The 13,725-nt window shown below is 35.5% G+C and carries 12 protein-coding genes; 4 read left to right on the forward strand and 8 right to left on the reverse strand.

Annotated elements, in window-relative coordinates:
• Positions 1-35: 35 nt before the first annotated feature.
• The 8 genes from ACNH59_RS08285 to ACNH59_RS08320 all read right to left on the reverse strand — a co-directional run bounded on the left by ACNH59_RS08285 (position 36) and on the right by ACNH59_RS08320 (position 9,918).
• Positions 36-2,063, reverse strand: coding sequence for a M3 family metallopeptidase (locus tag ACNH59_RS08285; RefSeq protein WP_418262079.1), 2,028 nt, complete (start codon positions 2,061-2,063; stop codon positions 36-38).
• 97 nt (positions 2,064-2,160) lie between these two features.
• A complete protein-coding gene (gene purE, locus ACNH59_RS08290; protein ID WP_418262080.1) occupies positions 2,161-2,643 on the reverse strand; it encodes a 5-(carboxyamino)imidazole ribonucleotide mutase in 483 nt (160 codons plus the stop codon).
• A gap of 13 nt (positions 2,644-2,656) precedes the next feature.
• Positions 2,657-3,235 carry a hypothetical protein gene (locus ACNH59_RS08295; protein WP_418262081.1) on the reverse strand — a complete coding sequence of 193 codons (579 nt, stop codon included), beginning with the start codon at positions 3,233-3,235 and terminating at the stop codon, positions 2,657-2,659.
• A 3-nt stretch (positions 3,236-3,238) separates the two neighbouring features.
• Positions 3,239-4,540 carry an AAA family ATPase gene (locus ACNH59_RS08300; protein ID WP_418262082.1) on the reverse strand — a complete coding sequence of 434 codons (1,302 nt, stop codon included), beginning with the start codon at positions 4,538-4,540 and terminating at the stop codon, positions 3,239-3,241.
• A 76-nt stretch (positions 4,541-4,616) separates the two neighbouring features.
• Entirely contained in the window at positions 4,617-5,771 is a 1,155-nt protein-coding gene (locus ACNH59_RS08305) for a 5-(carboxyamino)imidazole ribonucleotide synthase (protein ID WP_418262083.1), read from the reverse strand.
• Between the two features lie 124 nt (positions 5,772-5,895).
• Positions 5,896-7,533, reverse strand: coding sequence for a DUF1501 domain-containing protein (locus tag ACNH59_RS08310; RefSeq protein ID WP_418262084.1), 1,638 nt, complete (start codon positions 7,531-7,533; stop codon positions 5,896-5,898).
• Positions 7,534-7,571: 38 nt separating this feature from the next.
• Complete coding sequence (locus ACNH59_RS08315; RefSeq protein ID WP_418262085.1) at positions 7,572-9,224, reverse strand: DUF1800 family protein; 1,653 nt, start codon at positions 9,222-9,224, stop codon at positions 7,572-7,574.
• Between the two features lie 148 nt (positions 9,225-9,372).
• The gene (locus ACNH59_RS08320) at positions 9,373-9,918 is read right to left on the reverse strand and encodes a hypothetical protein (RefSeq protein WP_418262086.1); all 546 of its coding nucleotides are present in this window, start codon (positions 9,916-9,918) and stop codon (positions 9,373-9,375) included.
• Positions 9,919-10,017: 99 nt separating this feature from the next.
• On the opposite strand from ACNH59_RS08320, the gene hpt reads away from it, so the two are divergent.
• The 4 genes from hpt (at position 10,018) to obgE (ending at position 13,716) form a co-directional block, all read left to right on the forward strand.
• Positions 10,018-10,548, forward strand: coding sequence for a hypoxanthine phosphoribosyltransferase (hpt, locus tag ACNH59_RS08325; RefSeq protein WP_418262087.1), 531 nt, complete (start codon positions 10,018-10,020; stop codon positions 10,546-10,548).
• 28 nt (positions 10,549-10,576) lie between these two features.
• The gene (locus tag ACNH59_RS08330) at positions 10,577-11,149 is read left to right on the forward strand and encodes an adenylate kinase (protein ID WP_418262088.1); all 573 of its coding nucleotides are present in this window, start codon (positions 10,577-10,579) and stop codon (positions 11,147-11,149) included.
• Positions 11,150-11,418: 269 nt separating this feature from the next.
• Complete coding sequence (locus ACNH59_RS08335) at positions 11,419-12,642, forward strand: hemolysin family protein (protein ID WP_418262089.1); 1,224 nt, start codon at positions 11,419-11,421, stop codon at positions 12,640-12,642.
• A 72-nt stretch (positions 12,643-12,714) separates the two neighbouring features.
• Positions 12,715-13,716: a GTPase ObgE gene (obgE, locus tag ACNH59_RS08340; RefSeq protein ID WP_418262090.1), complete on the forward strand. Its 1,002-nt coding sequence runs from the start codon at positions 12,715-12,717 to the stop codon at positions 13,714-13,716.
• The last annotated feature ends 9 nt before the right edge of the window (positions 13,717-13,725 follow it).

The raw sequence follows: 13,725 nt of genomic DNA on the forward strand, positions 1-13,725 counted from the left end.
ATTATAGCTATATGTACTTTGGTTATAATTAATTTCTACAACAATCCCGCTCTCTTCAACAAAGCATCTGGTTTGGGTTCTTGACCTCTAAAGCGTTTGTATAATTCCATTGGTGGTTCAGTGCCTCCTTTGGAGAGAATGTTTTCTTTGAATTTGGTAGCCACTTCTTTGTCAAAAATCCCTTTTTCTTGGAAAAGTTCAAAGGCATCAGCATCGAGAACTTCGGCCCATTTATAACTGTAATAACCTGATGAATAACCTCCTTGAAAGATGTGTGAGAACGCTGTGCTCATGGCGTTTTCGGCTACATCTGGATATAATTGAGTGTTTTTGAACTGTTCGGTTTCGAATGCTTTTACATCTGTAATCGCTGTTGGGTTTTGTCCGTGCCAGCCCATGTCTAGTAATCCAAAACTCAATTGGCGTAAAGTAGCTAAACCTTCTTGGAAACTTGCGCTTTCTTTTATTTTTTCAACATATTCTTGCGGAATCACTTCGCCAGTTTGGTAATGCGTGGCGAATAACGCCAAGGCTTCGGGCTCGTAACACCAGTTTTCCATCACTTGGCTTGGCAATTCTACAAAATCCCAATATACCGAGGTTCCAGATAAACTTGGATAAGTGGTGTTGGCCAACATCCCGTGTAAACCGTGTCCAAATTCGTGGAACAAAGTCGTTACTTCATTAAAAGTTAATAAAGACGGTTTGGTTTCGGTAGGTTTGGTAAAGTTGCAAACATTCGAAATATGCGGTCTTTCGTTTACGCCATCTTTCACATATTGCGATTTGAACGAAGTCATCCAAGCACCGTTACGCTTTCCTTTTCGAGGGAAAAAGTCAGCGTAGAAAATAGCCACTAGATTGTTGTTTTCGTCGGTTACTTCATAAGTCATTACTTCTTCGTGGTATTTGTCAATATCAAATACTTCAGTAAAAGTGAGTCCGTATAATTTTTCGGCAATCGTAAAAGCTCCGTTCAAGACTTTTTCTAATTGGAAATAGGGTTTCAATTTTTCGTCATCCAAATTAAACAATTGTTGTTTTAATTTTTCCGAATAATACCCGCCATCCCATTTTTCCAAGGTTTCGATTCCGTCTAGTTTTTTGGCGAAAGCCGATAATTCAGCAAACTCTTTTTGGGCTGCGGGTTTGGCTTTGGCTAACATATCATTCAAAAACGAAGTCACTTTTTTTGGACTTTCAGCCATACGCTCCTCCAGTACAAAATGTGCATGCGTAGCATAACCTAATAATTGGGCGCGCTCAAAACGAAGTTTGGCAATTTTTAAAACAATTTCTTGATTGTCATATTCGTTTTTTTGAAATCCTCTTGCGCCAAAAGCAATCGCTAATTTTTTACGTAAATCACGATTATCCGCATAGGTCATAAACGGAATATAACTGGGGTGGTCTAAGGTAAAAATCCAGCCTTCTTTGTCTTGGGCTTTCGCCAAAGAACGTGCGGCTTCGATGGTCCCTTCAGGTAAACCAGCTAAATCTTTTTCATCAGTCAAATGCATTTGGAACGCATTGGTTTCAGCCAATACATTTTCGCCAAATTGCAAACTCAATTTCGACAATTCCTTGTCGATTTCGCGTAGTTTGTTTTTTTTGTCTTCAGGTAAATTAGCCCCGTTGCGAGAAAAACTTTTGTATTTTTTATCTAATAAAGTAGTTTGTTCAGGAGTTAAGTCCAAGGAATCTTTGGCTTCATAAACCGCTTTGACGCGAGCAAATAATTCAGGATTCAGTCGGATGTCATTGCCAAATTCAGATAACAAAGGCGAAATCTCTTGAGCGATTTTTTGCATTTCGTCATTGGTCTCAGCCGAATTCAAATTGAAGAAAATACTAGAAGCTCTGTCCAAGATATCTCCAGAGTAATCCATAGCCTCGATGGTGTTCTCGAAGCTAGGCGCTTCAGGATTGTTTACAATGGCTTCAATTTCGGCTTTCGCCAAAGTAATTCCTTCTTGAATAGCAGGCAAATAATCGCCGATTTTTATTTTTGAAAAAGGAGCTGTATTGTGTTTGGTGTCGAAATGTTGGGTTAAAATGCTCATTTAGTAGTTTTTTAAAGTGGTCAGTGTTCTATTTTTAGTGTTCACACCTAATTAGAACTGAATACTAAAAACTGAACACTGAATACTATTTTTTTATTTATTTCAATCCTTCCGAAGCCTTGATAACCGCTTCTTTTAGGCTTAATTTATAAGCCACGATTTTGTTTAAAATTTCCGTATTAGCACTTCCTATAATTTGAGCAGCTAAGATTCCAGCGTTTTTAGCACCGTTCAAAGCGACTGTTGCTACAGGAACACCGCCTGGCATTTGCAGAATGGACAAAACCGAATCCCATCCGTCAATAGAATTGCTTGATTTTACTGGGACACCAATAACAGGTAGTGGCGACATCGAAGCCACCATTCCAGGCAAGTGGGCAGCGCCACCAGCACCTGCAATAATTACCGAAATACCGCGTTTGTGGGCATTATTGCTAAAATCGAATAATTTTTCAGGAGTTCTATGTGCGGATACGATATCCACTTCTACTTCAATATCAAATGATTTTAATATATCGATGGCATCTTGCATTACGGGCATATCGGAGATGCTTCCCATGATTACGGCTACTTTGCTCATGTTTTTATTTTGTTTATTTTGGTTGTGGGATCATGTCCCAAATGTTGATATTAAATTCTTCTTGGATGGCTCTTAAATATTTTATAGAATCTATTTCGTAGTTTATTTTTTCTTTGAAATAATCTTCAGCTAGAATATTTCGTTCATTGATTCGGTCTTTTCTTCTTTCGATATATTTTTTTCTGTTTTTTACAAAAATTTCATCGTTAAGATTTAGTAAATCGATTAGATTTTTAGTTTCAATGTCTTCAGGTTGATGTAAAAAGTAACCGTCAAAATAGATTAAACGAGTTTCAAAATCTTCTGCTGTTGGGTATAAAATAGGTTCAATCCAATTGGTTCTTTTTAAATTGTTAGGTTTATGTTTAACCATAAACCAATTTTGGTAAGAATCTTTATTGGTATATTTTAAGTTTGGATTAAAATGTTCAATATCAACAGCATCATTATAACCAATATATTCTTCTGTATAAGCGCAGAAGTTCTTTTGCTCTTTAAGAAGAATAGCACTTAGATTTTTATTATCTGTTTTTTTGTAGATAATTTTATTTTGAATAATTTCAGAATTAGGATTTTTAAAAATTCGTTTCATAGTTTAGAAATTATATTCTTCTCCTAATTTTTCTAATTTCTCTGAAATCTTCTTCTTTTTAGTTTCGTCCTTTTCAAAATAGATTTGTTGCTTCAATTCTAAATATTCTTCATACTTTTCTTGCCCAAACTTATTAATGTAATTAATGCCAAAATCATTTTCAAGCATATCATTTGGATCATCACCAATTGGTGAACTTCCTCTGCGAACAGCTACTTTTCCGTCTTCATCAAAATACAAAATAAAACGTTCGTCGGCTTCAAAAGAAGCAGCTATAAATGGCGAATGAGTAGCGACGATAAATTGGGCTTCAGGCGCAAGATTTTTATAATGATCCATTAAGTCCATTTGCATGTCAGGATATAAGGAACGTTCAGGTTCGTCAATTAGAATAATGGAATCTTTGGTGTCTAATTTGAATAAAGGCAAGAATGACAATAACAATCCTTTGGTTCCCGTACTAGTGTTTTGGATAGGGATTATCTCGTCAGTCTTTTTGTTTTTAATTGGAATAGAATATTCGGTATTTACTAAATCAACTTCTAAATTTAATTTTTCAAGAATGGGATTGAATTTTTCTGCAAATGATTCTAAAACATTTGTGTTTTCTTTTTGCCATTTTTGAAATTCAGTACTTAATTTTTTTGTATCTGCAAGTAAACCTTTATGAATCAATTCAGACATTTTTTGAGTAAAGTTTTTTCTATATTCAAGAATGTCTTCAATGAGAGAAATCCAAATTTTAGTATCGACTTCATCGTTAAATATTGTACCGAATTCGGTAAGGTCAATTTTTTTTTGTCCAATTTTTTTTAAAAAAATATTTTTATCAGAATAATATTGTTCAAAAAGATCAATAGGGCTTTTTGTAAATATCTCAATGTTTTTGTCTGATATTAAATTAGCTTTAAAATAAAAAATATCATTTTGATCTTGATAAGGAATTAAGGGAGTTACTGTTCCCCCTTTATTTTCAAATTTGTATTTTTCACCTTTGAAAATAATTTGTTTATTTTTTAGGCTAAGAACTTCATTGCCAAATAAAATGTTAATTTCTCCATTTATGTTTTTTACAGGATTATTTAATCCTGCTAAATACATATTATCGATTAATTCTAAATTTTTAATATTTGAGATGTGTTCATAAATCGATTCTAATAAACCAGTTTTACCAGTAGCACTTTGTCCAATGAAACATATCTTGTCTAAAATTTGACCTTTTCGTTTGCCAGTTTGATATGTAAAATCAAAATCTAGATTTTCTAAATGTCTAAATTGATCGATATGTAATTTTAAAATTTTCATGTATTGTGTTTTTACAAATCTAATTAAAAAACATTTATGCTTTTAAACTGAAAACTGTGACTGAAAACTGATTTTACTAACCACTAATCACTCTAATCGTATTCTTCACTTCCTCAGCTATTTTTCGGGCTTCGGACATGTTTTCGTTGACGATGGTTACGTGTCCCATTTTTCTAAAAGGGCGTGTTTGTTTTTTACCGTAAATATGAGGAGTTACACCGTTCCATCCTAAGATAGTTTCGATGTTTTCATAAACCACATTTCCAGAAAAACCTTCGGCACCCACTAAATTTACCATGATTCCAGCGACTTTACTGTCGGTATTTCCTAATGGTAAGTCTAATATGGCGCGTAAATGATTTTCAAATTGGGAAGTATAACTCGCTTCGATAGAATAATGACCCGAATTGTGTGGGCGAGGAGCCACTTCGTTTACGATTACTTGGTCGTCTTCGGTTTGGAACATTTCAACGGCCAATAATCCCACATGGTTGAATTTTTCTGACACATTCAATGCGATGGCTCTGGCTTTTTCGGCTACGGCATCGTCTATACGAGCAGGGCAAATCACATATTCCACTTGGTTGGCTTCTGGGTGAAATTCCATTTCGACCACTGGATAGGTTTTGATTTCGCCAGACGGATTGCGACACACAATAACGGCCAATTCATTCTTGAACGGAACCATGTCTTCAGCAATACATTCTACGTTAGGCATATTCTCAAAATCCGAAGTAGCACGAATAATTTTTACACCGTTTCCGTCATAACCAAATTCGGTACATTTCCATACAAACGGAATCAAGACTTCTTCTCTTTCCACTGCTTTTTGCAAAGCTTTTAAGTCAGGAAAACGCTTGTAGTCTGCTGTTGGGATACTATTTGCAGTATAAAAATCTTTTTGAACCCCTTTATTTTGAATCAAACGAAGTGTTTTTGGTGAAGGATAAACAGGCAATCCTTCGGCTTCTAATTTTTCTAAGGCTTCTAAATTGACCAATTCAATTTCGAAAGTCAATACATCGACTTTTTTTCCAAAATTGTAAACGGTTTCAAAATCCATCAAATCTCCTTGGAAGAATTGATTGCAAGCTACTTTACTTGGGGCGTCTTCACTAGGGTCTAAAACATAGGTTTGAATGTCAAACTTACGTGTGTCAAATAACAACATTTTACCTAGTTGTCCACCACCTAGAATTCCCAATTTAAAATCAGAAGAAAAATAATTCATTTGTTTTATTGTTTATTAACGGTCTAATGCAGTCGCTAAGCTCGTGTCATTGTAATATCGTTTCTTGCGCGCAAAGATACTTTTTAATTGGGAATATTAAAAAGAGTTAAAACTCAAAAATTGTTTAGTGTCTTACAATGATTTTTTTGTTCAGTACTCCAGCACTAGTTTCAATTTTTAAGAAATATATTCCTGCTGAAAGATGATGAGTTGGGATAGTGAATTGATTGGTAGTTAAAGGATTGATATAACGATTTAAAGCACGTCCATCAATTGTGACAATTGAAATGGCTTCGATGGAGTAATTTGCGGTATTAACGGTAATGTTTTCTGATGTTGGGTTGGGGAAAATGACGAAATTGGTTTCGGTTTTAAAGTCTATGGTGTCTAGTGAAGTACTGCTGTAACATTCGGGGCTAATGGTGTGACTGGCTTTAATTACTTGGGCAATCTTATTGTTGCTAAATCCTGAGTTTTTATTCTTGTCATAAAAGGTCAGGTCAAGGACATCATTATTTGCGCCAAGCCAATCTTGCAGAATGGTGCTGTAAACTCTTCGGTAATCGTGTTGTACGGTATAAAGTTGGTAATCATTAGTTGATTTTGCCTCGTCTAAGTTGACATTGGTTCCAGATATGCCTGGATTAATAGATTTTCCAAAAACAAACATAGGTGCAATTTGGCCGTGGTCTGTTCCTAAGCTTGCATTTGCCCCTGCTTTTCTTCCAAATTCTGAAAAAGTAACGGTAACAACTTCATCTCCTATGTTTTGATTGTTCAAGTCAGTGATAAAATTTTTAATCGCTTCTGAAAGTTCAGATAACAAATCTGCATGTTTGCCTAAATGCGTATCCGAGCTATTTGATACCTGACTAGCGTGGGTGTCAAATCCACTTATTTTAACTAAATAAATTTTGGATTTTAAGCCGCCTGAAATAAAACGTGCTACTGATTTTAATTGGTTCGATAAATTGGAATTAGGGTAAGTGACAGAATTGGAACCGTTATTAAAAGCTGCTGATATGGTTTCGGCATATGTCTTTGTTGTGGTATCATTGTCTAAAATATACTTAATCAAATTGCCGTACTCTGAGTTGGGAATATTGGTAGGGGCAGCTCCGCCTAATCCATTAATTACCGAATAAAACCCAGCTGGATTTTGACCATTGATGTTAAGTGATAAGGTGTTGCCACTGGTGTCATGAAAACCTAAGGAATTGTCATTACTGCCTAATTGAATCCCTAACGGAAAAGACGCGTTTAAAAAATCAGCGTAGAAATTTTCTATAAATCTTGCCATCCATCCGTCTTGAATGTTTGAATTGGCTTGAGTTCCATCGCCTCCTCTAAGCCAGTTGTCTGTTGAGCCAAAATGGGATTTATCTTGATTGGGATAACCAACTCCCTGGATGATTCTCATGTATCCTTGGTCGTATAAGCTTTTGAATCCTATCAATGTGGGGTGTAATCCTACTTGATCGTTGAGTGCTAATGTGCTGTCAAGTTGAATGATACTGTTTGCACCTGAGTTATTGAGTTTAATAGAAGGACGAAGGCTAACATATTTGTCGTATTGATTAATAGGGACAATAGTATTTAGTCCATCATTGGCACCTGATAATTGTATAAGAACTATTTTTTTAGCGCTAAGATCAGGGCAAGCATTCATACCTGCTGATTTGAAAAGAGCAAAAACCTCAGTTGGGAGCATTGATAAAACACTCGCTGATGAGGTCAATTGTATAAAGTTTCTTCTTTTCATAATAATAGATTGAAGGTGAGATATAGGATTGAAGGAGTCTAGAATAATTGCGATTCAGGAGCGCGTAAAATCTTGATTAGTAATGATTTTAATCGAGGTTCTACTACAGTGGCGTTTCCAGTGTTCAAATATTCAGTCCAAGCGGATTTCCAATAATAAGAGGGTAGTTCTTGTAATAAATAGGAATTCATAAAGTAATTTATCCTATCATTATCGGGCTCTTGTCCAAACAAAGCAATGCAAAGTTCGGAAGTTAGAACGAAGGCATCACTTGGGTCGGTAACGAGGTTTGTATTTTTCAAAGTATTGACGATGTCAATTTTTGCATAGATATTAGCATTCCCGCTAATTAAGTTTTTTCCTTCTACCAAAGATTCTCCTAATCGGTATCTCGAAATTAAAGTAGCTGCTGAAATCCAATTTTTGTCAAACTCGGGTGCTTTATAATACGCAAAATGCCCCGCAACATTTTCAGGACTAAAAATCAACATGTCTGCTAGCGTTAAATAGGTGTTGTGGACAAAGTTGTTCCAAAAACGGGTGTAGTAATCGTATGGGTTAGTATTGGGATTTGGGATAGAAGTACCCAGAAAACTACAGATCTCAGAAATTTGTTGGATAGGAGATTTTACAATTCCGCCAATGGTTTCGTCAGTGCTGTCGCTATCATCTAAATCGTAAAAGTGCAAACTTTGTAACAGTCGTCTTACGGTAGGTTTTAATTCGTAATTGTTTGTTTTTAATTCGTTGGCCAAAGGAATAATAATATCTGTTTCTACTTCGGGAGTGATGGTTCCTTTGACGAAATAAATGTACAATTTGCGGCATATATTTAAAGCTGTAGCTTGTTTGCTAAAAACCATTTCCACAAAATCATTTAATTCCCTGTCCATGTTCGCAGCATTGTTAGCTGGTAAAATAGTAGTATTGTTAAACGCACTGCTGAAGGTTTTTGTGCTAATATCGTGTCTGGTGAAATCATTATAGCCCTTTGGGATATTTGTTTCGGGATCATTTACATAAGTGTCTGTTTTAGGTCTGAATCCTGTTAGAACTTTAGCAGCTTCAACAATGTCATTTTCTGTGTAGTTTGTGTAGTCTCCAGGGCCTAGTTGTGGACCTTTTCCAATTGTAAATAGCTCTAGGAATTCTCGGGCATAATTTTGGTTTGGAGCTGTTTTGGTGTTTGAGTTATTATTGAGGTAGTACAACATGGAATTGTCCAAAGACATTTTCTGTGCCAATGTTTTGTAGTTTCCAAAGGAGTAGTGTAGTAATAATCTCAAGTGATGAAAAAATGAAGTAGATCTTTTGCTTACAGCATCTACCTTATTGACCGTGAAACGGGTAGATAGAAAATAGGCTAATTTAAATTTTAAATTTGGACTGTTAATGGCATTGTACCACCACCAGCCAGCAACGATTCTTGATTTAGCATTTTCATTGGTATAGTTGATTACAGGTTCCGTTTCAGTCCAAAACCCTGCTTCGACCCCGTTATATAATGTAGTGTCATAGGGTAGCTGCACTGCCAAAGGTTTTTCTTCAAACAACAAGTCCAAAGCTTGTGAGGGGGTTAGTTGGGCAAATTGTTCTATTAAATTTTTGTTGTATACAAATGTAGCTCGCCTTAATAAATGTCGGGCATTTTTTTTGCCTAGAACAGCGGTATTTGTAGCTAGTGAGGCCATGGTTCAAGTGGTTGGTTAATAGTATTTTGTGTTTTTGGTTATCCAAATATAATTAAAAGACAAATACCTTTTTGAAAAAAAATGTTTAGCCTGAAAAGTGACAGGCTATATGAAATAAAAAAAACAGACATAAACCATGTTGTGGTAATCATATTTTCTTCAAAATATGCTTTGATACTGCTTTGTATGCTGGGGTATGTGTGCAGAAATCTTTTTCTAAAATGGTTTTTAATTCGGGATGAATCCAATCGTATTCTTTTCCTAGCAAATACAAACAACGCATGGCATATACTTTGGCTGCCACCTTGCAATCGGTTATCAGCCAATCAAAATGGAGTTCAATCATTTCTTGAAGTTGCTCTTTTGTAAAATGAATAGCATGCGCAGTTTTTTTGTAATGGGATTCTAACAATAAAAAAAGGACTTTGGAAAGCGGGCGAATGGCACTTTCGTTTGTTAGAATTTTGCTTCTCGTACAAATTAATGGTAAATAGTCTTGTAGCCATTCCAGTTGTTCGATTGCTATTAATTCTAACGCCCAGCAGGCTTTGTAATGATCTGGATTTTCAGACTGGAAACAAATAGATATAAATTCGTTCAGCAATTCAGGATGTGCCAAAACATAGTCAGCGGTGTCTTGTCTGCTGTTTTTGTAACCTGTGGTATGAGCGATGATTGTTGTTAATTCGTTCATTTTTTTGACGTAATTGGCTTTAAAAATACAAATTAAGAATCAATTGCAATACTCAAATCCGAATTCTGTATCTTTGCTCATTATTTCAAAATCCAAACAATGATTCAACTACAGGACAAACAATTTGTGCCTTTTATTTCTGCACAAGAAATAGAATTTGCAATAGCACAAATAGCTAGAATGATAGAAAATGATTTTGTTGGCGAAATCCCCGTGTTTATTGGCGTACTTAATGGTTCGTTTATGGTGGTTTCTGATTTTATGAAACAGTATAAAGGCGCTTGTGAATTGAGTTTTGTAAAAATGTCTTCTTATCAAGGTACTACTTCTACTAATGAAGTTACAGAACTTATTGGCATTAATCAAAATCTTGAAGGACGTAGCGTGGTCATTATTGAGGATATTATAGATACAGGTAATACTTTGGTTGAACTAAAAACGATGCTCAAAAAGCAAAATCTCAAACATTTGAAGATTGCTACACTTTTTTTCAAGCCTGATGCATACAAACAAGAAATAAAAATTGATTATATCGGCATTCGCATTCCAAATAAATTCATTGTAGGCTACGGATTGGATTACAACGAATTGGGACGTAATTTGCCCGAAGTATATCAGTTAAACGAATAGAAATTAAAAAATAATTACACGAACCATTATGATTAACATTGTTTTATTTGGGAAACCAGGAGCAGGAAAAGGAACTCAAGCTGAATTCTTAAAAGAAAAGTACAATTTGACACACTTATCTACAGGTGATATTTTTCGTTTCAATATGAAAAATGACACTGATTTAGGAAAGTTAGCAAAATCATACATTGATCAAGGAGAACTAGTTCCAGATGAGGTGACAATCAAAATGCTCGAAGATGAGGTGAATAAAAACCCACAATCTTCTGGATTTTTATTTGATGGATTCCCAAGAACCATTGCTCAAGCTGATGCTTTGGATGCTTTCTTACAAACCAAAGGTTGGAACATAACAGCAACTGTAGCGCTAGAGGCTGATGACAATATCCTTGTAGCTCGCTTATTAGAAAGAGGAAAAACTTCAGGGAGAGCTGACGATCAGGACGAAGAAAAAATCCGCAACCGTTACCAAGAATATAACGAGAAAACGGCACCGCTTATTGGGTATTACCAAGAACAAAACAAGTTTCACGCCGTGAACGGAATTGGATCTATCGAAGAAATTACACAAAGATTGACACAAGTTATTGATAATTTGTAGCCATTTCCAGTTGTACGTTACAAGTCCTCAACCTAAAAACTATTTTTCTACAGCCATAAAAGGAGCTTCTTACAGTCGCTCTTTTCTGCCGAGAAAAATTAGTTTTTAGGTTTCCGGGCTTTTCACTTCCACCTGGGCTAAAAAAAAACGAGTTGCCGTCAAAAGATGATTTTTGAATAATTAAGTACTTTTGTCGTTAGACTTATAAAAACATAAAATTGGAAATACTTATCATATTTTTTCTGATACTGCTTAATGGACTGTTCTCTATGTCCGAAATCGCATTGATTTCAGCCAGAAAAAACAGATTAGAAACCTCTGCTAAAAAAGGAAATCAAAGTGCTAAAATGGCATTGAAGTTGGCCAATTCACCTAATGAGTTTTTGTCAACAGTTCAAATCGGAATCACACTAATCGGAATTCTTACAGGTATCTATTCTGGAGATAAAATCACTACCGATGTAAAGTTGTTTGTGAGCTCATTTGAAATTTTAAAACCTTATGCTTCCTCGATTGCTGTTGGACTAGTAGTAGTGGTTTTGACCTTTTTCTCTTTAGTGTTAGGAGAGTTAGTTCCTAAACGCATCGGATTAAATTACCCAGAGAAGATTGCCAAATTGGTGGCTATGCCCATGAAAATGGTTTCGATTGTAACGGCACCATTTATTTGGTTACTAACAAATTCTACTGAATTTTTATTGAATTTCTTTCAAATAAAACCTTCTGCTGACGGTCGAGTAACCGAAGAGGAAATCAAAGCCATTATCAAAGAAGGAACCGAAGGCGGTGAAGTACAGGAAATAGAACAAGATATTGTGGAGCGTGTATTTCACATTGGAGACCGAAAGGTTAATTCGCTAATGACACATCGCAAGTCGGTTGTTTTGTTACCTTTGCATGGAAATAAAAACGAAATTAGAGCCATTGTTCTTGAAGATTTACATTCTTTTTATCCAGTATATGGTGAGAACTATGATGATATAGTTGGAGTTGTAGAGTTGAAGAATATTTTTGCAACCATTGAAAATGAAGATTTCAGTTTGCAAAATAGTATGAGTCAGGCGCATTATATGATGGAATATACATCAGCTTATAAGGCACTTGAAAAATTTAAGAAGTCTAGTGTTCGTTATGCCTTAGTATCTGATGAATATGGTGTTTTTCAAGGAATGATTACCTTGAATGATATATTAGAAGCCTTGGTTGGAGACGCTTCTGAATTTCATAGTGAAGAATTTCAACTGATAGAAAATGCAGATGGATCTTGGCTAGTAGATGGACACTATTCCTTACATGATTTTCTAACCTATTTTGAGTTAGACGAATTAATAAATGATTATGAGGTCACCACTTTGAGTGGATTAATCATGACCGAGTTGACACACATACCCAAAGAAGGTGAAATCCTAATTTGGCAAAAAATGGAATTGACGGTCATCGATATGGATGGCGCAAAGATTGATAAAGTAATGGTGAGATCTATTAAACATTAAAATAGTTTCTGGTTACCGTTTTCAGTGGCAATATGTGCTGAAAACCGTAACTGTGACTGAAAACTTAAAATTATGACAGAAGGTAACTTCGTAGATTACGTAAAAATATTTGTTTCATCTGGTAAAGGTGGAAAAGGATCTACACATTTACATAGAGAGAAGTTTATTGAAAAAGGTGGTCCAGATGGTGGTGATGGTGGACGTGGAGGTCACGTAATCTTAGTGGGAAACAAAGGTTTGTGGACTTTGTTTCATTTAAAATTTGCACGTCATATCAAAGCAGGTCACGGTGGTGACGGTGGAGGTGACCGTAGTACGGGTGCTGATGGAGACGATAAATTTATCGAGGTGCCATTAGGAACGGTAGTAAAAGACAAAGAAACAGGCGAAGTTTTATTCGAAATTACAGAACACGGTGAAAAACAAATTCTAGCTCGTGGTGGAAAAGGTGGATTAGGAAACTGGCACTTTAGAAGTTCGACCAATCAAACACCACGTTATGCTCAGCCTGGATTGTTAGGAATTGAGATGGATGTGATTTTAGAGTTAAAAGTTCTAGCTGATGTAGGTTTGGTAGGATTTCCAAATGCGGGTAAATCGACATTACTATCTGTTTTGACTTCTGCAAAACCAAAAATTGCCGATTATCCGTTTACGACTTTAAAACCTAATTTAGGAATTGTAGCTTATAGAGATTTTCAATCCTTTGTAATAGCAGATATTCCTGGAATTATTGAAGGAGCAGCTGAAGGAAAGGGACTTGGACATTATTTCTTGCGTCATATTGAACGCAATTCTACCTTGTTGTTTATGGTGCCTGTGGATACACCAAATATCAAAGAAGAATATGATATTTTAGTCAATGAATTGACCAAGTACAACCCTGAAATGCTGGACAAAGAACGATTGTTGATTATTACCAAATGTGATATGCTAGATGATGAATTGAGAGCGGAGTTAAAAGTAGAACTTGACAAAGATTTTAAAGATATTCCCTATATGTTTATCTCATCTGTAGCTCAACTAGGATTGACAGAGTTGAAAGATAAACTCTGGAAAATGTTGAATGACTAGTACTAGTAC

Origin of the sequence: Flavobacterium faecale (assembly GCF_048320115.1) — a bacterium.
GTDB classification, from domain to species: Bacteria; Bacteroidota; Bacteroidia; order Flavobacteriales; family Flavobacteriaceae; genus Flavobacterium; species Flavobacterium faecale_A.

Coding starts and splice junctions, on each gene's coding strand:
- ACNH59_RS08285 (WP_418262079.1), bottom strand. CDS start 2,063: ATGAGCATTTTAACCCAACATTTCGACACCAAACACAATACAGCTCCT.
- purE (WP_418262080.1), bottom strand. CDS start 2,643: ATGAGCAAAGTAGCCGTAATCATGGGAAGCATCTCCGATATGCCCGTA.
- ACNH59_RS08295 (WP_418262081.1), bottom strand. CDS start 3,235: ATGAAACGAATTTTTAAAAATCCTAATTCTGAAATTATTCAAAATAAA.
- ACNH59_RS08300 (WP_418262082.1), bottom strand. CDS start 4,540: ATGAAAATTTTAAAATTACATATCGATCAATTTAGACATTTAGAAAAT.
- ACNH59_RS08305 (WP_418262083.1), bottom strand. CDS start 5,771: ATGAATTATTTTTCTTCTGATTTTAAATTGGGAATTCTAGGTGGTGGA.
- ACNH59_RS08310 (WP_418262084.1), bottom strand. CDS start 7,533: ATGAAAAGAAGAAACTTTATACAATTGACCTCATCAGCGAGTGTTTTA.
- ACNH59_RS08315 (WP_418262085.1), bottom strand. CDS start 9,224: ATGGCCTCACTAGCTACAAATACCGCTGTTCTAGGCAAAAAAAATGCC.
- ACNH59_RS08320 (WP_418262086.1), bottom strand. CDS start 9,918: ATGAACGAATTAACAACAATCATCGCTCATACCACAGGTTACAAAAAC.
- hpt (WP_418262087.1), top strand. CDS start 10,018: ATGATTCAACTACAGGACAAACAATTTGTGCCTTTTATTTCTGCACAA.
- ACNH59_RS08330 (WP_418262088.1), top strand. CDS start 10,577: ATGATTAACATTGTTTTATTTGGGAAACCAGGAGCAGGAAAAGGAACT.
- ACNH59_RS08335 (WP_418262089.1), top strand. CDS start 11,419: ATGTCCGAAATCGCATTGATTTCAGCCAGAAAAAACAGATTAGAAACC.
- obgE (WP_418262090.1), top strand. CDS start 12,715: ATGACAGAAGGTAACTTCGTAGATTACGTAAAAATATTTGTTTCATCT.